We start from the raw sequence: 19,197 nt of genomic DNA on the forward strand, positions 1-19,197 counted from the left end.
GGCGCCGCCGGCGAACCCCGCCGCAGCGTCTCGTCCAGCCCCCACCATAAAACTACACGGTATCGTTTTGTTTAGCAAGGGCGCCGGCATCAATATCCGCGCCGATTGTGTCCCAGTCTGAGGCATCCGCTGCGGGTTGATCGGCCTGCTCCGACACGCAATAAGCACGGCCATGAATCCCGACGATGATCTTCCCAATCACTTCGAGCTGCTCGCCACCGCCGGCGCCGCGCGCACCGGCCGCCTGACCACACCGCATGGCGTGGTGCGCACTCCGGCCTTCATGCCGGTCGGCACCGCCGGCGCCATGAAGGGCATGCACTGGCGCGAGGTGCGCGACGCCGGCGCCGACATCGTGCTCGGCAACACCTATCATCTGATGCTGCGTCCGACCGCCGAGCGGATCGCAGCGCTCGGCGGCTTGCAGAGGTTCACCGGCTGGAACGGACCGATGCTGACGGATTCCGGCGGCTTCCAGGTGATGTCGCTGGCAGACCTGCGCAAGGTCACGGAAAACGCCGTCACCTTCCGGTCGCATATCGACGGCGCCAAGGTCGAGCTGTCGCCGGAGCGCTCGATCGAGGTGCAGCGCCTGCTCGGCTCCGACATCGCCATGCAGATGGACGAATGCGTGCGGCTGCCGGCCGAGCGGGCCGATATCGAGCGCGCGATGCAATTGTCGCTGCGCTGGGCGGAGCGCTCAAAGCGCGCCTTCGAGAGCGCTCCCGAGGGCTACATGCTGTTCGGCATCGTGCAGGGCGGCGACGTGCCCGAGCTTCGTCATGCGAGTGCCAGAGGCCTGGTCGCGACCGGCTTCCACGGTTATGCGATCGGCGGCCTTGCCGTCGGCGAGCCGCAGGAGGTGATGCTGGCGATGATCGACGAGACCGCGCCGCTGCTGCCGAAGGAGCGCCCGCGCTACCTGATGGGGGTCGGCACGCCCGACGACATCCTCGAGGCCGTGAAGCGCGGCATCGACATGTTCGACTGCGTGATGCCGACGCGCAATGGCCGGCACGGCGTTGCCTTCACGCGCTTCGGCCAGGTGAATTTGCGCAATGCACGCCACGCCGAAGATCCGCGCCCGCTGGACGAGGAGAGCTCGTGGCCGTCGACGCGGAGCTGCGCGCGCGCCTATCTGCATCATCTCGTCAAGGCGGGCGAGACGCTGGGCGCGATGCTGCTGTCTGAAATCAATATCGCCTACTACCAGTCCCTGATGCAGGGCATCAGGGACGCGATCGCACACGGAACGTTCGACGATTTCTATCAGCGCACACGCGAGGGCTGGGCGAGGGGCGATATCGCCCCGCGCTGATCAACGTCAATTGCAGACGATCCGCTGCTTGACGGCGTGTTTGGTCACGAAGCCGTAGCCGCAATTATCGCAGGTCCAGAGATAGCTGATCATGTGGTCCGAGACGTAGGCGGAAGCTTCGGCGGCGACCATGGAGTCGGCGCAAACGGGACACGTGGGCAACTCGCTGCAACGCGGATCGCGGTTCGGCGCGACGGTCGACATCACTTCAGCAACTGCTGACATCGTGGTGACCTCCCTGCTTTGAGACGTAAGTCTAACATAAGCAGAAGCAGTTGACGAGGTCGCAACACAAATGCGTTGGTTTTCTGATAATTACAGCTCACGTGATTTTGCGATGCAGCGTATTTAACATGTGCTGCATTGCCGCTTGCGTGTCGCCGCAAGCTGTCGGTAACTGCGAGCATGGCCGCGACGGGCGTGCTGATCGTCGCCACAGGGAGTTCAACATGGACGCATCGTCCAACACCGGTGCAGCGCACCAACCCGGCCGCGGCCGGATCTATGACTCGATCGTCGAGGCCTTCGGCAACACGCCCATCGTGCGCTTGCGCCGGCTTCCCGGCATGCACGGCGTGAATGCGACCATTTTGGCAAAACTTGAATATTTCAATCCCGCCACAAGCGTGAAGGACCGCATCGGTGCGGCCATGATCGTCGCGATGGAGAAGGCCGGCATCGTCAAGCCCGACACCGTGCTGATCGAGCCGACCTCCGGCAATACCGGCATCGCGCTCGCCTTCGTGGCAGCCTCACGCGGCTACCGCCTCAAGCTGGTGATGCCGGAATCGATGTCGATCGAGCGGCGCAAGATGCTGGCTTTTCTCGGCGCCGAGCTGGTGCTCACGCCGGCGGCGCAAGGCATGAAGGGCGCGATCGCCGCGGCCGAGGAGCTGTTGAAGACGACGCCGAACGCGGTGATGCCGCAGCAGTTCAAGAACCTCGCCAATCCCGAGGTGCACCGCCGCACGACGGCGGAGGAGATCTGGAACGATACCGGCGGCAATATCGATTTCTTCGTGGCCGGCGTCGGTACCGGCGGCACGATCACCGGCGTCGGTCAGGTGCTCAAGCCGCGCAAGTCCGATTTGCGCGTCGTCGCGGTGGAGCCGGAGGAGAGCCCGGTGCTGTCGGGGGGACAGCATTCGCCGCACAAGATTCAGGGCATCGGCGCCGGCTTCGTTCCTGACATCCTCGACCGCGCCGTGATCGACGAGATCGTGAAGATCAACTCGACGACGGCGATCGAGACCTCGCGCGCGCTGGCGCGGCATGAGGGGATTCCCGGCGGCATCTCCTCGGGCGCTGCGATCGCGGCCGCGCTTCAGATCGGCAAGCGTCCGGAAGCTGCGGGAAAGACCATTCTCGCAATCGTGCCGTCCTTCTCCGAGCGGTACCTTTCGACGGCTCTGTTTGAAGGAATCTAGCATATGGCGGATCAACCGAGGCGGCCGCGCACGCTTGGCGATGCCAGGACGGAAGCCGAGGCGGCGTTCAAGAAGGTGACCGCCAAGGTCGCCGCGGCGCCGCCGAAGCAGAATGCCGTTCCCGGCATCAAGGAGCAGGTCACGCTGCGCATCGACCAGGACGTGCTCGAGTTCTTCCAGGAGGGCGGCCCGGGCTGGCAGGACCGCATCAATGAGGCGCTACGAAAGGCGGCGGGGAAGTAGGCTACGCCGAGCGCTTCTCAGGATGAGGAGCTGCGACTGAAAAAGCCCGGCGCGAGCCGGGCTTTGTCTTGAAGCTGTCATGCTGCCTCAGCGGCGGAACATGCCGCCCATCATGCCGCCGACGACACCGCCAACGAAAGCCGCACCGGCCGCATCTCCGGGGCTGCTGCGCTGGGGAGCCGGGGCCGGCGCGCTGCTCTGAGCCGGGGCGCTGGAGGCGCGCCGGGCTGCCTTCTGGCTGCTGTCGCTGGCGGTCGCCGGGGCGGCCACGATCTCCGAGAGCAGGGCCTTGTGCTGGTGCTTGTTCAGATAGCCGGACGACGGGTACCCGCGGGCGGCCTGCCACCGCTTGATCACCGCGCGGGTCTCTTCGCTGAACACGCCAGTCTGCTTGGTGTCGAAGCCGAGGCCAGTGAGGCGGCGCTGCACATCGCGCCGCTGGGTCTTGTCGAGGCCGATCTGGTCCTCAGTGAGCTGGGTGGCCTCGTCGGTGAAGGTTGCGGGATCGACGCCGGCGTTCAGCGTGCGGGTCGCGGTCGAAGGGCCGCTCTTGATCGCCGCGAGCCGTGCCAGCGCCAGCGCCTTGAACTGACCGTTCGGATAGGCGGAGAGATAGGCGTTGAGCTCCTCCGGCTTGTTGGACTCCTTCACCGAGCGCCAGTATTCGAGCTCGACACCGTCCGAGCTTCCGGCCGCCGCCGGCACGATGCCGGACGCGGTCGGAGCCGCGTTGGCGACCTGCGTGGTCGGGGCCTGGTTGAGATAGACGGAGCCCGTCAGGTTGGTGTGGCCCCAGGGCAGCTGGCCCTTGCGCGTCTCTTCATTGACCTGAGCGCGCACCGCCGTCATCGCCTGCTGGATCTCGACGCCGGGCTTGGTGATGTTGTCGATCAGGGCGCGCGTGAACGGGCTGTTGTTGCCCTCCTGGCCGTCGAGCGCGGTCTGGCCGGGGCCGGTGGCGAATGCGATCAGCGTGCCTTCGCCGGACTTCATCTCGGCAAGGCCGCTCTGGACGTTGACGCTGCGGGTCGCCGAGTTCGACTTGATCTTGGCGGCGAACGGATTGTCGCGGCAGGCATCGAGGAAGACGAGCTTGACCTTGGCATCGCCCATGGTCTGCTCCAGCGTCAGGTCGATGTTGATGGCGGCGCCGAGCTTGACGTCCATCTCCGACTTGATGTCGGCATCGACGGGCAGCAGGTAGTTGGTGCCGCTCACGGCGATGCCGTGACCGGCATAATAAAACAGCGCGATGTCGGAGCCCTGCGCCTTGCGGCCGAAGTCGAGCAGCTTCTCGGTCATCTGGTCGCGGGTGAGATTGGAGCCTTCGATCACCTCGAAGCCGACATTGCGCAGCGTCGAGGCCATCGCCTTGGCGTCGATCGGCGGGTTCGGCAATTGCGCGACGTTCTTGTAGGAGCCGTTGCCGACGACAAAGGCGACGCGGCGGTCAGCCTTCGCGGCACCGACCGACAGTGCCATGCACATCAGCGAAGCGAGGAGGGTGAGATAGCGCATTCTGAAATCCCCAGAATCGAATTGCAGGCAGCAACAAATTGGCAACGAACCTACACGAAGTGCCCGACTTCGTGCCACCAAAACGGCAGTCCGCGCGTTCAACCCGCTGCTGTGTGGCCGAATGTGCACGGTGGAATCATTTCCCAACGTGATCCAAATCACACGGCCACTTGGTTTTGTCGCGCAGCGCGGCGGAAGGTTCAGCGCGCGCGGGCGGGGACCGCTGGAGCCGGCTTCAAATTCAGCAGATTGCCAAACAGGATCAGCGCTGCGCCGAGCACTGTCCAGGCGTCGAGCCGCTCCGAATACAGCAGCCAACCAGCGGTTGCGGTCAGCGGAACCCGGAGGAAGTCCATGGGAACCACGATCGTCGCATCGGCATAGCGCATCGCGCTGGCGAGGCAGTAGTGTGAGAACGTGCCGCAGACGGCGATCACGCCGACCCAAGCCCAGGCATAGGCCGAGGGCCAGGTCCAGACCAGCAGCGTCGGCACGAGGCCCGCGACCGACTGCACCACCAGCATCCAGAACAGGATCGACAACGCGCTTTCGGTGCGGGTCAGCGATTTCACCAGCGCCATCGACACGCCGAACCCCATGGCGGCCCCGAGCGCGATGAGCTGGCCCGGATTGATCTCGCCGGTGGCGGGGCGAACGATCACGATCACGCCGACGAGGCCGAGCACGATGGCGGCGATTTTCCACGGCGTCATGCGCTCGGAGAGGAAGCTCGCCGCGAGGATCGCGGTCCAGATCGGCATGGTGAACTCGATCGCCACGACCTGGCCGATCGGAATCAGCGTCAGCGCAAAGAACCAGCCGAGCTGGGCGACATAGTGCACGAAGTTGCGCGCGACGTGCTGTTGCAGGCGCGACGTCCTGAGCACCCTGAAGCCGCCGGCACGAGAGATCATCGGTGCCAGCAGGACGAAGCCAGCCAGCGAACGGATCTCCATGATCTCGAAAACATTGAGCTCGCGCGTGGTCTCGCGCCCGGCCACCGCCATGACCAGCATCAGCGACAGCCAGCCGGCCATCCACAGGGCAGCCATCGTTTTGGACGGTGTCGTGCTCATTGCAGCGGATGCGGAAGGGTGGAATCCGAAGGGCAGGCCGGTATCGGCAACATCGTTGCCGTTTGCAACGGTCAATTCTGCGGATGCAGCAATGCAGGACGACGTGTTAAGGCATCAGCGAACGACAAGAAAATCGGGAGATCTCGCTCATGCGCATCTTGCAGCCGGCCGAATGGAAGAAACCGCGCGGCTTTTCTCACGGCGTCGTGGTCGAGGGGCCGGGGCGCTGGGTGGTCCTCGCCGGCCAGACCGGCGGCGATGAGGCCGGCAATTACGCGCCCGACATGGCGGCGCAGGTCGGAGCCGCGCTGAAGCGGATCATCAAGCTTCTCGGCGAGGCCGGCGCAGGCCCGGAGCACATCGTCCGACTGACCTGGTACCTGACCAGCCGCAGCGAATACGAGGCGGCCGGCAGCGGCATTGGTGCGGCCTGGAAGGAAACGCTCGGACGCAATTTCCCGCCTTCGACGCTGCTCTATATCGGCGGCCTCGTGGACGAGCGGGCCAAGGTCGAGATCGAGGTCACGGCGTTCGTGCCGGACGCGTAAAAAAAGCGATCCGGCGAGGTCGCCGGATCGCTTGCCGTCAAGCCGTAATGGCTTAGCGCGACATCGAGATGTTGGCGCCGCGGAACTGGCTGTCGGCGCGCATCGTGACAGTCTGCTTGTTGCCGCTTGTCCGCAGCCCAATGTTGGCGTTGAAGCCGGCGGCGGAGGCGACCACCTCAAAATTCCCGCCGCCGCCACGGCCCTGGAGCGAGCCGGAGATGTTGCGGCTGGCCTCGGACCAGTTGCCGGTGATGGCGCTGCCCTCAGCCCTGACACTGGCCGCCAGGTTGAACTTGTAGGCGTCGCTGGCGCAGGTCAGCGACATCTCCATGGTTGGTCCGATCGGGGCGTACTTGGCGCGGCAACGGATTCGTTCGGTCGAGCCGTCGTCCAGGGTGACGGTGCCGCTGCCGCTCCAGCTGCCCGCCAGCGGGCCGAACGGGCCGGACTGCGCCTTGCCTTCGGAGCTGGCGATTCCTGCCGCAAACAAAACGGCGGCCGCGATCAGCAGCCGCCGGTTCCAGGCGCGAGCCGCGTTAGGTTTATTGGCGCGATGCTTCCCACCGCCCGCTGCACGGTATGCCTGCAGATGCTCCATTCCACTTCCCCGATCCGGCGTTGCCGTTGAGTTGACCGTTGGCATATGCACCATTGATCGAAACTTTCACAAGTCCCCCGCTACCGATGGTGCCGGAAACGTTAGCGCCAGGGGCGGTGATCCTGCCATCGGCAACCGTCAGCATGGAGCTCGCGGTCGGCTCGCAGGAGCCGCTCTTGGTCACAATCGTGACCTGCCAATTGCCGTCGTAGGGGCTCTGGGCGAGGGCGGGAGCGGCGAGGGTGCCGGCGACAACTGAAGCGGCACAAATCACCGCAATGCGATCAAAACGCATAAATTCCGTCCTTGAATGTGTCTGATATACTGACGCTTATTCGGGCGAAATGTGACGGAAATTTGTTGCAATGCCAAACCGAAAATTGTTCCTGTGCAAACAATGGTTTATTTGCGTTTCCGGATACAATTTTCGAAGCAGATTCAATGCGGCTTCACGTTAAAGGTAAACGTGAGGAGCGGGGCCTTACGATAGGCTCGGCGCCGAGGTCGCGAACTGCTCGTCCTGAGTTTTGGCGGGCAGCGCCTTGTGGACCTTGGCGTAGTCGATCACGTCGGCCAGCAGCTTGAGGCCAAGAGGCGCCAGCGCGCGCTCCCAGAGCTCCCGCGCCGTCTCGCCCTTCTTGACGAAGCACCAGTCCTGGGCGGCGATGGCGCCGGCGTCCATGCGGTCGGCGAGATGGTAGATCGTGCCGCCGGCGATCGGATCGCCTTCCTTGATGGTCCATTCCACCGCGGCCTTGCCGCGATGGCGCGGCAGCAGAGAGGGGTGATAGCCGATCCCGCCAAGCTTGGCGGCAGCGAGCGCGTCCCTGCCGATTCGGGCGTGGCTGTGCGCCGTGATGATCAGGTCGGTATCGGGGGCAATCTCGGAGGCCACCACCAGCTTCGGATTGGCCTGCACCACGACCTCGATGCCGGCCGCCTTGGCGGTCGCGGCGAGGCGATCCTCGGCATCGGCCACCACGACCCGGACCACCGAGACGCCGTGCTCCCGGAGCATGTTCAGGGTGGTCACGCCGAAATGGCGGGAGCCGACGAGGGTAATGCGCATGGGTGTCCGATCCGGTCTCGCAACTGCGTTATCCCCCGATAACACGTCCGGACGCCCTGTCACCACCCGCGCGGCGTTTGCCTGGGTTATCAACAATGCGCAGCGGTGCCGGGTGCGACGAACGCCATGCGCGCGGGGCCGGTGAGCAGTTTTGATCATCGCGCCTAGTCCGGCGTGCGCGTCCTTCTGCGTCGCCGACCGGCGTTGCCGCGCGGCCACGGCCCCGGCCGCCAACAAGCCGGTTCCTGTGTTTCGTTCTTAACAGAGGTAACCTTGGTGGGCTGATAAGAAGGTGCCGACCGGGGCTGGCGACATTTCACCCCGCATCCGTTTTCGAACCCGGTTTTGGCCGCTGACGTGATCGTCAGCGGCTTTTTCATGCGGGCGTCGCGAAAAATCATCGTATGGTAACACGATCTCAACCAGCTTGGCGTATCGACGAACCCGTCGCGGATTTGTATTGCGTACCGCGACACTGATATTGTCCCGCCGGCGTCGCGTGCGCCGCGCGGTCTTTTTCGCCGGGACCCGATTTCATGCCGCGCGCGATTGAGCAGATCGTCGACAGTTATGTCCGACTGAAGAACCGGCGCGGCCTTGACGAGCTGATGATGCACAGGCAGCGGCTCGCGGTCGATCTGAAGAGCAGGGCCGGCTATGATTTCAGCCTGCCGATCGGTCAGATCGACGAGGAGATCGCCATCATCGAAGCAGGCCTTGCCCGGCTCAAGGCTGAGAATTCCACGCCGAGCTAGCAGGCCCTCGAGCTTGGCGCCGTTGCCCAGCTATCCGAGCGCCGAGCTCGCGCCCCCGACGTGCTTGTCGTTCAATCGCGCCGGCCGCCGTCGATCACCGTGAACAGCGGCCGCGCGGGAGTTGGCTCGACCAGAAGCTCTTCCACCAGCGCGGTGGCTGCATCGACATATTTGCGTGTCGGCTTGTCGAGGGGCCGCTTGGCCTCGTCGTCGAGCGCGACCTTGGCGGCTTCGACCAGCTTGCGCATGCGCGCTGCATGGTCGTCGCCCGCCGTCAGCGTCGCGCGCGCCAGCGAGCGCAGCACGAACAACTCGCCTTCGAGGCGGAGCAGGCGGTCGTTGAGCCTGGTGAGGACGGCGTTGAGGTCGGCCATGATTGCAGGTTCGGCGCGAAGGATCCGTCCTGATCTAGCGGCGATCGGTGAACGGAATCCAAACGGCATCGACGCAATTGGGGCGATTTCTCATCATGCCGCGGTCCGCGCCAGATAGTCGCGCGCGAAGGCCAGATACCAATCGAGGCAGGCGGGATTGGCCATCGCCTCCTTGTTGATGACCTTCTCGACGGGATGGCCGAGCAAGAGCTTCTTGATCGGCAACTCCTGCTTCTTGCCGGAGAGTGTGCGCGGGATCTCGGCAACGGCGAAGATCTCGTTCGGCAAGAAGCGGCGCGACAGACCAGCTTCGATCGCCTTGTTGATCTTGGCCTGCATCGCGCCGTCGAGCACCACGCCCTCGCGCAGCACCACGAACAGCGGCATGTAGCTGTCGCGGCCGAGATATTCGAGATCGACGACGAGGGAATCGAGCACCTCCGGCAGCGCCTCGATCGCGGAATAGAGCTCGCTGGTGCCCATGCGCAGGCCATGGCGGTTGATGGTGGCATCGCTGCGGCCGTAGATGATGCACGAACCGTCCGGATTGATCTTGAGCCAGTCGCCGTGCCGCCACACTGGGCCACGGCCGCTGCCGTCAAAATTGTCCGGATAGGTCTCGAAATAGCTGGCACGATAGCGCGTGCCGTCCTTGTCGTTCCAGAAATAGAGCGGCATCGACGGCATCGGTTCGGTGCAGACGAGCTCGCCGACCTCGCCCATGACCGCGCGGCCTTGCTCGCTGAAGGCTTCGACGGCCGCGCCGAGCAGGCGGCACTGCATCGCGCCTGGCGTCTGCGGCAGCTCGCGATTGCCGCCGATGAAGGCGCCTGCGAAATCGGTGCCGCCGGAGATGTTCGCCCACCAGATGTCGGCCTGTGCCTTGCTGCCGTTCGCCTTCGACAGCGCCGCGAAGCGGTCGTTGAACCAGGCTTGTGTGTCGGCGCTGAGCGGGGAGCCGGTCGAGCCGAGACAGCGCAGCCGCGACAGATCGCCGGCGGCGACGAGGTCGACCTCGGCCTTGGCGCAGTTGGCGAAGAACGCCGCGCCCGCGCCGAAGAAGGTCGCCTTCGACCGCGCGACGAAGCGCCACAGCGTGGACCAGTCCGGCTTGTCCTTGGTGCCGCCGGGGCTGCCGTCGAAGATGCAGCAGGTGGTGCCGCTGAGCAGGCCGCCGACTTGCGAGTTCCACATGATCCAGCCGGTCGACGAGTACCAATGATAACGCTCGCCGAACGAGTTCGGGTGATAGGAGCAGCCGATGTCGTTGTGCAGCCCGAGCAGCGCCAGCACCACGATGACGATGCCGCCATGCCCGTGCACGATCGGTTTCGGCAGGCCGGTGGTGCCGCTGGAATAGACGATCCAGAGCGGATGATCGAACGGCAGCCACATCGGCTCGAACCTGTCGATCGCATCGCCGGTTCGCGCCGTGATCTCGGAGAGCAAGGCATCGGGCGTAGCGGCCGCGTCGGTCTCACCGTGCAGGATGACATGCGCGACGGTCGGCAGCGATCGCCGGAGCTCGGCGACCACATCGCGCCGATCGTGCCGCCGGCCGGCATAGGTGACGGCATCGCAGGCGATCAGCACCTTCGGCTCGATCTGCTTGAAGCGGTCGATCACGGCGGGCGCGGCCATGTCGGGCGCACAGACGCTCCACACCGCGCCGATGCTGACGCTTGCGAGAAACGCGATGATGGTCTCGGGAATGTTGGGCAGATAGGCCGCGACGCGGTCGCCCGGCTTGATGCCTACGTCTTTCAGGTGCAGTGCCAGCGCGGCCGCCTTGCGGCGCAACTCGGGCCAGCTCGTCTCCGTGATCCTGCCATCCTCGCCGCTGCTGACGATCGCGGGCAGGCCGGCGGCATCGGCCGCCTCGACATGCCGGAAGACCTGGCGGGCATAATTGACTTGCGCACCCGGAAACCAGACCGCGCTGGGCATCTTGCGCTCGGTGAGCACAGCCTCGAACGGCGTCGGCGATTGCAGATCGTAATAGTCCCAGATGCTGCGCCAGAAACCGTCGAGATCACGCACCGACCATTGCCGCATCTCCTCGTAATTGGCGAAGGAGAGACCGCGCTGCGCTGCGAGCCAATTGCGGTAGAGGGCGATCTGGGGAATGAAGGGGGCGGTCATCGGCTTCGACGTCGGTTTGCGGGGAGGGGAATCTAACCCGCGCCGCAGAATAGCAGAAGCGGCAGTTCGCGCAGGCTGCAATGACGGGAGTGAAGGAGCCCCTGCCTCAGCCTACCAGCCGGCGCCGGCCCAGCGCCGTCCGAACACCGCCGGTTTGGTCTTCACCGCCTGCCAGCCGAAGAAGTGATGCTTGCCGGACCAGCTGTGCACCACGCCGCTGCAGATGGTGCACTTGAAGCAGCCGGAATGTGTCTCGCTATGCTCCTCCCTGGTCGCGGTGTAGTTCATGCTGCAACCGCTGCAGGTGAATTCTTCGATCGTCCAAATGCTGTTGGCCATTGCACGGAATGCTTGTTGGTGACCCCGGTCCACGGTACGCACCGGCGTTTGCGGCGACGTAAATTGACGGACGAGAATCCGGTTAACGCGCGTTAGCCAAGCCCGGCTGCAACCGCAGGCCGTGCGCGATCGGCGGCCCTTGGACCTGGATCAGTCGCGGTTTCGCATGTCCCGGTCGATGCGCATCTGCACGCGCCGGATCGCCAGCAGCGGCAACCGGCCCTGCACCCGTCCGGAACGGACCTTGTCGTCGATCGTGTAGGCGTAGCGCCAATAGCCCTTTGCCGCATTCTGTTTGAGCGAAAAATGAACGCCGCGGTGTGTCCCTGCATGCTGGTCGGGCTCTCCGGGGTGGCGCGGCATCGCAAGGGAATGCTTTTTCGATCGATACGTTCCTAATCCGGCGGCTGGTGCGTCCTTGTGGGAAGGCCGGTCGTCTTGACGGCGGATGCGCCGCTGGCAATAACGGCCTGGCCGTGCAAGTGCCGGAACCCGCGTCGATGCCGCAAGGAAGGTCGTGCCCGTGAAAAGTCTCCGTCAGCTCCTGACGGGAGAGGACGTCATCCAGCTCGTGATCCGGCTCGGCCTGCTCGCCCTGCTGATCATCTGGACCTTCCTGATCATCCGCCCGTTCGTGCCGATTTTGGCCTGGAGCGGCGTGCTCGCGGTTGCGTTCTATCCGGCCTTCAGCTGGGTCGCCAAAGCCATCGGTGGCCGGCCCAAGACCGCAGCAGCGATCCTGACCATGGTCACGCTCGGCATCGTCATCGGTCCGGCGACCTGGCTCGGCATCAGTGCGGTGGACGGCGTGCGTGAGCTGGCGCATCAGCTCGGCACCGGTGATCTGGCGCTTCAGGCTGCGCCCGAGCAGATCAAGTCTTGGCCGCTCGTCGGTCCCTGGCTCTACGACCTCTGGGATCAGGCCTACAATAACGTTCGCGCGGTGGTGCGTGAGGTGGCGCCGTATCTCCAGCCGCTGGCGGGTCCGCTGCTTTCGCTCGCGGGCGATGCCGGCGTCGGCACGCTGCAGTTTCTGGTCTCGGTGTTCGTGGCCGGCTTCCTGTTTCCGCACGGGCCGCGGCTGGTCGCCGCCGGCCGCAGCTTCCTGTTTCGCATCGTACCCGAGCAGAGCGAGCATTTCCTGTCGCTCGCGGGCGCGACCATTCGCGCCGTGGCGCAGGGCGTGATCGGCGTTGCGATCGTGCAGGCGCTGCTCGCCGGCATCGGTTTCAAGCTCGCGGCGGTGCCGAGCGCCGGCCTTCTCGCCTTTATCGTGCTGCTGCTCTCGATCGTGCAGATCGGTGCCTTCCTGGTGCTGCTGCCGGTGATCATCTGGATCTGGACCGCCAAGGACGTCACCACGGCACTGCTGCTCACCGTATTTCTCGTCCTGGTCGGTTTCATCGACACCATGTTGAAGCCGCTCGTGATGGGACGTGGCCTGACGACGCCGACCATCGTGATCTTCGTCGGCGTGATCGGCGGCACGCTCGCCCACGGCATCGTCGGCCTGTTCATCGGACCGATCATCCTGTCGGTGGCCTGGGAGATGATGATGGCCTGGATCAGGACCGAGGACCGGGCAGGGACGGGTAAGGACTGAGCTCGCCGCGCGCGGTGCGATCCGCCGCCGGTGTCGCGCCGGATCGCGGCAGCCCGCGGCCTGTGATCAGGCAAGGCCGCGAACTTGTCTATTCGACTAGACAAGTTACGATTGGAACGATTCTGTTTCAATGACGGCAGCGATGGCGAAGTCTTCCAAGCTGGTTGCCGCAAGGCGCGGCAAGGTATTGTTGGTCAGACGCCGGTCGGATGGCCTGTGGATGTTTCCGGGCGGCCGCAAGCGCGGGCGCGAGTCCGCGAAGGACTGCCTGCGGCGCGAGATCAGGGAGGAGCTGCCCAAGCTGAAGCTCGGCAGGATCAGTCTCTGGAAGGAAGTGAAGGCGAGGAACAAGCGCTCCGGCCGCAAGATGAGCGATGCGATCTTCATTGCCAAGACAGCCAAGGGCCGGCTGGCCATCGGCGACAAGAAGGAGATCGACCGCGCCGCCTGGCAGAAGCCGCGCGGCATCCGCCTGACCGCGACCTCGCGCTATATCCGCGACCGCCTGTTTCCGAGGAAGCAAAAGCGCAGGTGAGCTAGTCCTCGCGTTCGCCCGATCGCGCCCGCCCGGCAAATCTCCTCGATTGCGCCGCGCGCGGTTCGGGTGCAGCGAGCCTCGCGGCCACGGCCTCCCGCATCTCCTTGCGGGCGTTGCGCGCATTGCGCATCGCGCGTTTGATGAAAGGATGTTGGGAATCCTCGGCGAAGAACAGCACCACTTCGCAACTCGGACATTGCCTGGAATAGCCGTCCTGCAACCGCCCGGCGCGATCGCGAAACACGTTCTTGCACCGCGTGCACTGAATCTGGATCGAACCCATGCGCGGACGACAATGACTTTGAATATGGAACTTCAGCTCATCCCAAATGTCTGAAGAAAGCTTGAATGGCTTGGCGGTTGGTTATCGCAAGGACGGGCGCAGCCAAGCGCCATCGGCGGGCCGCGGCTGGCAACGGAAAGAAAAAGTCTGGTTCGACCAGCTCCTCGGCCGCTATTGCTTGGCCGCCATCGCGTCCAGGCAGTGGTTGAGGAAGGCGGTGCGATCCCTGGGCAGCACCTTCTCGAGATCAGCCTTCAGCGCGCATTCGCGCTGACGCATCTGCTCGGCCCGGCGCTTCTCGGCCGCCTCGCGATATTCGGGAGCAACCTTGCTGGGATCGACCAGCGTCTGCGCGCGGGCGGGAGCCGTTGCAAGCACTGCGATGGCGGCAATGAAAATGAATGGTTTCAAATGAGCCTCCTAAAAGTGATTATCGTAGCGCGCGGCGGGTGCGCACTCAATCCGCGAGCGCGGTATCCTGCTCCGGCCTGATGGGCGGCTGGACCATTCTGACCACCCGGCGCACCTTTCAGGCGACGGTTTTGGAACCACTGCGTCTGGCCGGCGTCGAATCCTTGCTCTCGGCCCAACCCCCAAGCCCCCAAAGCCGCGGGCCGCGAGAAAACCTTCCCCACAAAGGTTGGCGACCTCAGGGCTCCCCCGCACTGAGGTCGTTTGTTTGGCGGAGGTGTGAACCAGTTCACACGCCTGCGCTGAAATCGCTGCTACGAAGATGCCATTGCTTGACCAATTCATTTAGTTCGAAACGCCCCAGCGTGCCTCCAAGCGCTGGGGTTTTTCGTGTCTTCCTGTGCGCAGAACGTCTACAATCGCGCCAGGCGTCGCATCGACCGACGCAGATCCCGCGCCGCGCTAGTCCCGACCCACGTGTCGGGATCACGGCGTCGAGCCGAACGTTGCCACCAGGCGTGCGTTCACGGGGCAAATCCCATATGCATGGCGCGAAGTCGCCGAATCGGAAATGCGGGCGGCTGGCGTTCAGTTGACGACGGTTTACGACCAGAAACGGATTCAAGTGAGGCTTACCAAGAAGGCGCGGGTGGCCAAGAGGTCGCCGAAGACGACGTTGCCGACCAGGACGTCGACAAGTAGGGCGTTGCCGGGCAAGAGGTCGCCAAGGACGGGCAAGGCGGCGCAGCGCGCCACGATCTCGTCTTCGTCGCCGCTCGGGGGGCTGGCGCTGCATCTGCTTGCGCAATGGAAACAGTCCGGACGCAGCGGCATCGTGTTTCTCGCCGAGAACGAGAACAGGGCGGAGCGGCTGGGCAGCGTCATTCACGCGCTCGATCCCGCTTGCGAGGTCCTGGTGTTTCCGCGCTTGAACACCCTGCCGTTCGACCAGCTCGAGCCCTCGCACGAGCTCGCGGGGCGCAGAGCCTCCGTCCTGAGGCGCATCGCAAAATCCAAGAAGCCGCTGTTTCTCGTCTCGACGGCGGAAGCCGTGATGGAGCGCCTGCCGCTGCCGGCGAGCCTGTCGCGCCTCAGCGTGAGCCTGAAGGTGGGCGGCACGTTCTCCGAACGGGATCTCGAGACGCGCCTCGAAGCCCTCGGATACGATCTCGACGACGAGCCGGATTATCCGGGCGGGGCGCTGTTCCACGGCCAGACCTTCGAGATATTTCCGGCGGGCGCGCTGGGCCCGTTCCGGATCGAGCATTCCGATCGCGCGATCAAGCGTATCGTGGCGTTCGACCCGAACGAGCACAGGATCATCTTCGAGACCAAGGAGCTGCTCGTCGATCCCATGTCGGAGCGGCTCGGCCTTGCCGGCCAACGCGGCAAGCGCGCCAGCCTGTTCGACTATTGCGGGCGCGCCAAATGGATCGCCGATGCGGGGGTCCCGGCGCATGCCGAGAGCTGGATCGATACGATCGAGGAGGCCGCGCCGCGCGCCGAGCGCGAGCGCGAATATCTCGGCCGGCGCGACTGGAAGCAACTCTCCAAGGACATGAAGGTGCTGCCGCGCGCCTCGTCCTTTCCGACCGTCCCGGAGTTTTCGAAGCTGACATCTGCCAGGAAGGCGCTGCGTGCCTTCGTCGAGGACACACGGCGGGCTGGATCGCGGCTGATCCTCGTCGCGGCGCAGGAGGACGATCTGCGCCTGATGGAGCGGATGAGCGGCCTCAAGGCGCAGCGCTGCGCAGACTGGAACGAGGCAACAAACGGTCGGAACGGCGAGGCGGCGCTGCTGGCCGATCTCGATGCCGGCTTCGTCGTGCCGGGCAAGAAGCCTCTCGTCGTCGTGACGGCCTCCGACGTGCTTGGCAGCCGGGCGCATCATGCCCAGCCGATGGCGCGCGCCTGGAGCGCGGCGTTCGACCATCCCGACGTGCCCGAGCAAGGCACGGTGGTGATCCATCTCCAGCGCGGCCTCGGCGTGCTCGACGGCTTGCAGACCGTAAACACCGGCGGCGGCGCGCTGCGCGAGATGATCCGCCTGAAGTTCGCCGGCGACAACGCGGTGCTGGTGCCGCCGACCGATCTCGCCTTGATGTGGCCCTACGCTGCCGAACTCGGCAAGCTCTCGCTCGACAAGGCGGACGGCAGCACATGGTGGGCGCGCCGCACCGAAGCCGAGCGCGAGATCCAGGTCGCCGGCAAGGCGCTGGCCAAGCACATCAGCCAGCGCCGCAAGCGGCGCGGCGAAAAGCTGGTTCCGCCGGGATCGGCCTACGAGAAGTTCGTCGCGCGCTTCCCTTATTTCACCACGATCGACCAGGCCAAGGCGATCCGCGACGTGCTGGACGATCTTGCCTCCGGTCATGCGATGGACCGGGTGATCTGCGGCGATGTCGGCTTTGGCAAGACCGAGGTGGCGCTGCGTGCGGCGGCCGCCGTGGTGCTGTCGGGCAAGCAGGTGGCGGTCGCGGTGCCGACGACCGTGCTGGCCCGGCAGCATGTCGCAACGTTCCAGAAGCGGTTTGCACCGTTCGGCATCGAGGTGGGCAGCCTGTCGCGGGCAACCTCGGGCGCGGAGCTGCGGGAGACGAAAGAAGGCTTGCGCAGCGGCCGGATCAAGGTCGTGATCGGCACCCAGGCGCTCACGGCCAAGGACGTCAGGTTCGACGATCTCGGCCTCGTCATCATCGACGAAGAGCAGCATTTTGGTGCGGCCGAGAAGGCAAAGCTGTCCGGCCTTGTCAAGAACGTCCATGTGCTGATGATGAGCGCGACGCCGATCCCGCGCACGCTCGCCGCGGGCCTTGCCGGCTTCCGCGACCTCAGCGTGATTGCCTCGCCCCCGGTGCACCGGCTGCCGGTCGCAACGCGGATCGCGCCGCTGTCGGACGCGGCGATTGCCTCGGCGCTGCTGCGCGAGCAGCGCCGCCATGGCCAGAGCTTCCTGATCTGCCCGCGCATCCAGGATCTCGATCCGATGCTGGCGCGGGTGCAGGCCGTGGCGCCGGACCTGCGCATCGTCTGCCTGCACGGCAGACTGGCGGCGGACGAGATCGATGACCGCATGATGAGCTTCGTCGAGGGCAGGGCCGACGTCCTGCTCGCGACCAACATCGTCGAGAGCGGCCTCGACATTCCCCGTGCCAACACCATCGTGGTGTGCTGGCCGGAGAAGTTCGGCCTCGCCCAATTGCACCAGCTGCGCGGGCGCGTCGGCCGCGGCGGCATCCGCGCCTTCGCTCATCTGCTGACCGAGACCGAGTCCGGCCAATCCGAGAAGCGGCTCGCCGTGCTCGAGGAGTTCAGCCGGCCGGGCGCCGGCTTTGCCATCAGCGAGCGCGACCTCGACCTCAGGGGCGCGGGCGATCTGTTCTCGGAGCAGCAATCCGGCCACGTCCAGGTGTTCGGGCCCGTGCTCTACAGCCACCTCCTGAAGATGGCCTCGGAAAAGCCGGGCGAGGGGCAGGCGGTGTGGGTGCCGGACCTGAATCTGCCGGTCGGCGACATGCTGCCCGAGACCTATGTGCAGTCCGAGCCGGTGCGGCTCGAGCTCTATGCGCGCGCAGCAAGATGCACCGAAGAGGACGACCTCGAAGACCTCGAGGAGGAAACCGCCCGCCGCTTCGGCCCGCTGCCGAAGGTCGCGCGGGACTTCTTTGCCGCAGCCAGGCTCAGGCTCGAATGCAAGCGAAGAGGCATCATCCGCCTCGACGTCGGCCCCGAGGCTGCGGCCGCAACCTTCCTGCCCGGACGCCTGCGCAAGTCGCGCGGCAAGTCGCTGCAACGCGACGGCGATCGCGTCGTCTACCACGCCAAGATGCAGGACGCGCCGTTCGAGCGGGTGGAGGAGCTGTTCGAGCTGCTGGATGAAGGCTAGGGCGGCTATTCGAAAACGCGAAAACAACCCCATGCACCGTAGCTAAGTGGTGCTGGCACAAGGCTTTTTGAATCCGCGGAAGGGGGCGTTTGCTCCGTCGGGCAAAACGCGCTTCCACGTGCCACCGCCTCCGTAATCGGGCGGGGTCACCGGGCCCATGGGACGGCCCGGCCGCTAACGTGGAATTAATTCAAAATGCTCACAATTTTGGACAGTTGGAGTTGGGTGCTGCGTACAAGGACTCGTCGCGAGGACGTTCCAGGGGCGGCTTCCTGTTGCTCGCTCATTGAGGTCCATGCACGTGACCACGACTTTCGAAACAGCAAGCTTCGCCGAAGAGCTCGACGCCGCAGCACTTGCAGCCGCCGCAGCGGCGCAAGAACCCGAAATTCCTGAAGCTCCGGAGCCGATCAAGCGGTCCCGCCGGACATCGATCCTGGCCTTCTCGGTGTGTGCCCTGGCCATCAACGGCGCGGCGGCGATCTATACATCGCCATCTGATTTATTGTCGCTGGGTGTCAGCCGCCTGGCTGAACTGCTTCCGCGCCAAGGTGCGCCCGAGCCAAAGCCGGATCCCGTTATCGCCGTGTTGAAGGATATTCAGGCGGCCCAGCAGCAACACACCGCCTTGCTGCAGCAGAACAATCAGGCAGCGGATCAGAACTCGGTTCTGCTGCAGCAGGATTCAATGGTGCTGCTGTCGCTGCGACAGAGCATCACGGACGAGCGGGTCGATGTGAGGAAGATCTCCTCGCAGCTCTCCACGCTGATGGCGAAGATCGACGCACTGCAAACAACGATGATGCCGGACGTCACGTCGTCCATCCGAAGAGCGCATGCGCGCTACGGACTGTCCGCCGCGATGCGCAAGCGGTTGGTTCGGGACTCCAAACCCGTGGGGCCGGTCTCGGTTGGCGGCGCGCCGCTGAGTGTGCCGGTGGCGCCGGCCGCGCCGGAGAGCTGAAAGTACGCCAAGTGCATCGCGCCTTGGCGCGTGCGACCGCTGGCGGGGTCTGAGAGGCCTGCAGCGAAGCCTAGCTCTTTTTGAAGCTGAGACATCTTATCGACT

20 protein-coding genes and 1 pseudogene are annotated in these 19,197 nt (G+C 65.0%); 9 read left to right on the top strand and 12 right to left on the bottom strand.

Features of this window, described 5'->3' with window-relative positions:
• Positions 1-172: 172 nt before the first annotated feature.
• Complete coding sequence (gene tgt, locus P6U31_RS18335) at positions 173-1,318, top strand: tRNA guanosine(34) transglycosylase Tgt (RefSeq protein WP_407183056.1); 1,146 nt, start codon at positions 173-175, stop codon at positions 1,316-1,318.
• 6 nt (positions 1,319-1,324) lie between these two features.
• Here the strand turns inward: tgt and P6U31_RS18340 are convergent, their stop codons facing one another.
• Entirely contained in the window at positions 1,325-1,543 is a 219-nt protein-coding gene (locus P6U31_RS18340) for a hypothetical protein (RefSeq protein WP_407183057.1), read from the bottom strand.
• A 224-nt stretch (positions 1,544-1,767) separates the two neighbouring features.
• On the opposite strand from P6U31_RS18340, the gene cysK reads away from it, so the two are divergent.
• A complete protein-coding gene (cysK, locus tag P6U31_RS18345; protein ID WP_407183058.1) occupies positions 1,768-2,745 on the top strand; it encodes a cysteine synthase A in 978 nt (325 codons plus the stop codon).
• A 3-nt stretch (positions 2,746-2,748) separates the two neighbouring features.
• Positions 2,749-2,988 (top strand): BrnA antitoxin family protein, encoded by a 240-nt coding sequence (locus P6U31_RS18350; protein ID WP_027575366.1) that lies wholly within the window; start codon positions 2,749-2,751, stop codon positions 2,986-2,988.
• An 87-nt stretch (positions 2,989-3,075) separates the two neighbouring features.
• On the opposite strand, the gene P6U31_RS18355 is transcribed toward P6U31_RS18350, so the two are convergent.
• Positions 3,076-4,506, bottom strand: a complete 1,431-nt coding sequence (locus P6U31_RS18355) for a caspase family protein (RefSeq protein WP_407183059.1) — start codon at positions 4,504-4,506, stop codon at positions 3,076-3,078.
• A 200-nt stretch (positions 4,507-4,706) separates the two neighbouring features.
• Complete coding sequence (locus P6U31_RS18360; RefSeq protein ID WP_407183060.1) at positions 4,707-5,582, bottom strand: DMT family transporter; 876 nt, start codon at positions 5,580-5,582, stop codon at positions 4,707-4,709.
• A 149-nt stretch (positions 5,583-5,731) separates the two neighbouring features.
• On the opposite strand from P6U31_RS18360, the gene P6U31_RS18365 reads away from it, so the two are divergent.
• On the top strand, positions 5,732-6,130 hold the full coding sequence (locus P6U31_RS18365; protein ID WP_407183061.1) for a RidA family protein: 399 nt from the start codon (positions 5,732-5,734) through the stop codon (positions 6,128-6,130).
• A 52-nt stretch (positions 6,131-6,182) separates the two neighbouring features.
• On the opposite strand, the gene P6U31_RS18370 is transcribed toward P6U31_RS18365, so the two are convergent.
• The 3 genes from P6U31_RS18370 to P6U31_RS18380 all read right to left on the bottom strand — a co-directional run bounded on the left by P6U31_RS18370 (position 6,183) and on the right by P6U31_RS18380 (position 7,797).
• The gene (locus P6U31_RS18370; RefSeq protein WP_407183062.1) at positions 6,183-6,728 is read right to left on the bottom strand and encodes a hypothetical protein; all 546 of its coding nucleotides are present in this window, start codon (positions 6,726-6,728) and stop codon (positions 6,183-6,185) included.
• Entirely contained in the window at positions 6,673-7,023 is a 351-nt protein-coding gene (locus P6U31_RS18375; RefSeq protein WP_407183063.1) for a hypothetical protein, read from the bottom strand. Before P6U31_RS18375 ends, P6U31_RS18370 begins: the two co-directional genes overlap by 56 nt.
• A gap of 186 nt (positions 7,024-7,209) precedes the next feature.
• Positions 7,210-7,797, bottom strand: a complete 588-nt coding sequence (locus tag P6U31_RS18380) for a formyltransferase family protein (RefSeq protein ID WP_407183064.1) — start codon at positions 7,795-7,797, stop codon at positions 7,210-7,212.
• A 536-nt stretch (positions 7,798-8,333) separates the two neighbouring features.
• Between P6U31_RS18380 and P6U31_RS18385 the strand changes: the two genes are divergently transcribed.
• On the top strand, positions 8,334-8,552 hold the full coding sequence (locus P6U31_RS18385; RefSeq protein ID WP_407183065.1) for a hypothetical protein: 219 nt from the start codon (positions 8,334-8,336) through the stop codon (positions 8,550-8,552).
• A 71-nt stretch (positions 8,553-8,623) separates the two neighbouring features.
• Here the strand turns inward: P6U31_RS18385 and P6U31_RS18390 are convergent, their stop codons facing one another.
• The 4 genes and pseudogenes from P6U31_RS18390 to P6U31_RS18405 form a co-directional block, all read right to left on the bottom strand.
• Positions 8,624-8,926 carry a hypothetical protein gene (locus tag P6U31_RS18390; protein WP_027575377.1) on the bottom strand — a complete coding sequence of 101 codons (303 nt, stop codon included), beginning with the start codon at positions 8,924-8,926 and terminating at the stop codon, positions 8,624-8,626.
• Between the two features lie 177 nt (positions 8,927-9,103).
• Positions 9,104-11,068 (bottom strand): annotated as a pseudogene (locus P6U31_RS18395) (acetoacetate--CoA ligase); the annotation flags it as partial.
• 111 nt (positions 11,069-11,179) lie between these two features.
• Entirely contained in the window at positions 11,180-11,407 is a 228-nt protein-coding gene (locus tag P6U31_RS18400; RefSeq protein ID WP_407183066.1) for a hypothetical protein, read from the bottom strand.
• Between the two features lie 150 nt (positions 11,408-11,557).
• The gene (locus tag P6U31_RS18405; protein WP_407183067.1) at positions 11,558-11,770 is read right to left on the bottom strand and encodes a hypothetical protein; all 213 of its coding nucleotides are present in this window, start codon (positions 11,768-11,770) and stop codon (positions 11,558-11,560) included.
• Between the two features lie 154 nt (positions 11,771-11,924).
• Here P6U31_RS18405 and P6U31_RS18410 point away from each other — a divergent pair, with 154 nt between their 5' ends.
• On the top strand, positions 11,925-13,010 hold the full coding sequence (locus P6U31_RS18410) for an AI-2E family transporter (RefSeq protein ID WP_407183068.1): 1,086 nt from the start codon (positions 11,925-11,927) through the stop codon (positions 13,008-13,010).
• A gap of 142 nt (positions 13,011-13,152) precedes the next feature.
• The gene (locus P6U31_RS18415) at positions 13,153-13,545 is read left to right on the top strand and encodes an NUDIX hydrolase (protein WP_407183069.1); all 393 of its coding nucleotides are present in this window, start codon (positions 13,153-13,155) and stop codon (positions 13,543-13,545) included.
• A gap of 1 nt (position 13,546) precedes the next feature.
• On the opposite strand, the gene P6U31_RS18420 is transcribed toward P6U31_RS18415, so the two are convergent.
• Positions 13,547-13,729 carry a hypothetical protein gene (locus P6U31_RS18420; RefSeq protein WP_407183070.1) on the bottom strand — a complete coding sequence of 61 codons (183 nt, stop codon included), beginning with the start codon at positions 13,727-13,729 and terminating at the stop codon, positions 13,547-13,549.
• Between the two features lie 273 nt (positions 13,730-14,002).
• Positions 14,003-14,242: a hypothetical protein gene (locus tag P6U31_RS18425; RefSeq protein WP_407183071.1), complete on the bottom strand. Its 240-nt coding sequence runs from the start codon at positions 14,240-14,242 to the stop codon at positions 14,003-14,005.
• A 571-nt stretch (positions 14,243-14,813) separates the two neighbouring features.
• On the opposite strand from P6U31_RS18425, the gene P6U31_RS18430 reads away from it, so the two are divergent.
• Positions 14,814-18,128, top strand: coding sequence for a DEAD/DEAH box helicase (locus P6U31_RS18430; RefSeq protein ID WP_407183072.1), 3,315 nt, complete (start codon positions 14,814-14,816; stop codon positions 18,126-18,128).
• Between the two features lie 295 nt (positions 18,129-18,423).
• Positions 18,424-19,092, top strand: a complete 669-nt coding sequence (locus P6U31_RS18435) for a hypothetical protein (protein WP_407183073.1) — start codon at positions 18,424-18,426, stop codon at positions 19,090-19,092.
• Positions 19,093-19,197: the final 105 nt, after the last annotated feature.

The organism is Bradyrhizobium centrosematis (assembly GCF_045571495.1).
Taxonomy (GTDB): domain Bacteria; phylum Pseudomonadota; class Alphaproteobacteria; order Rhizobiales; family Xanthobacteraceae; genus Bradyrhizobium; species Bradyrhizobium centrosematis.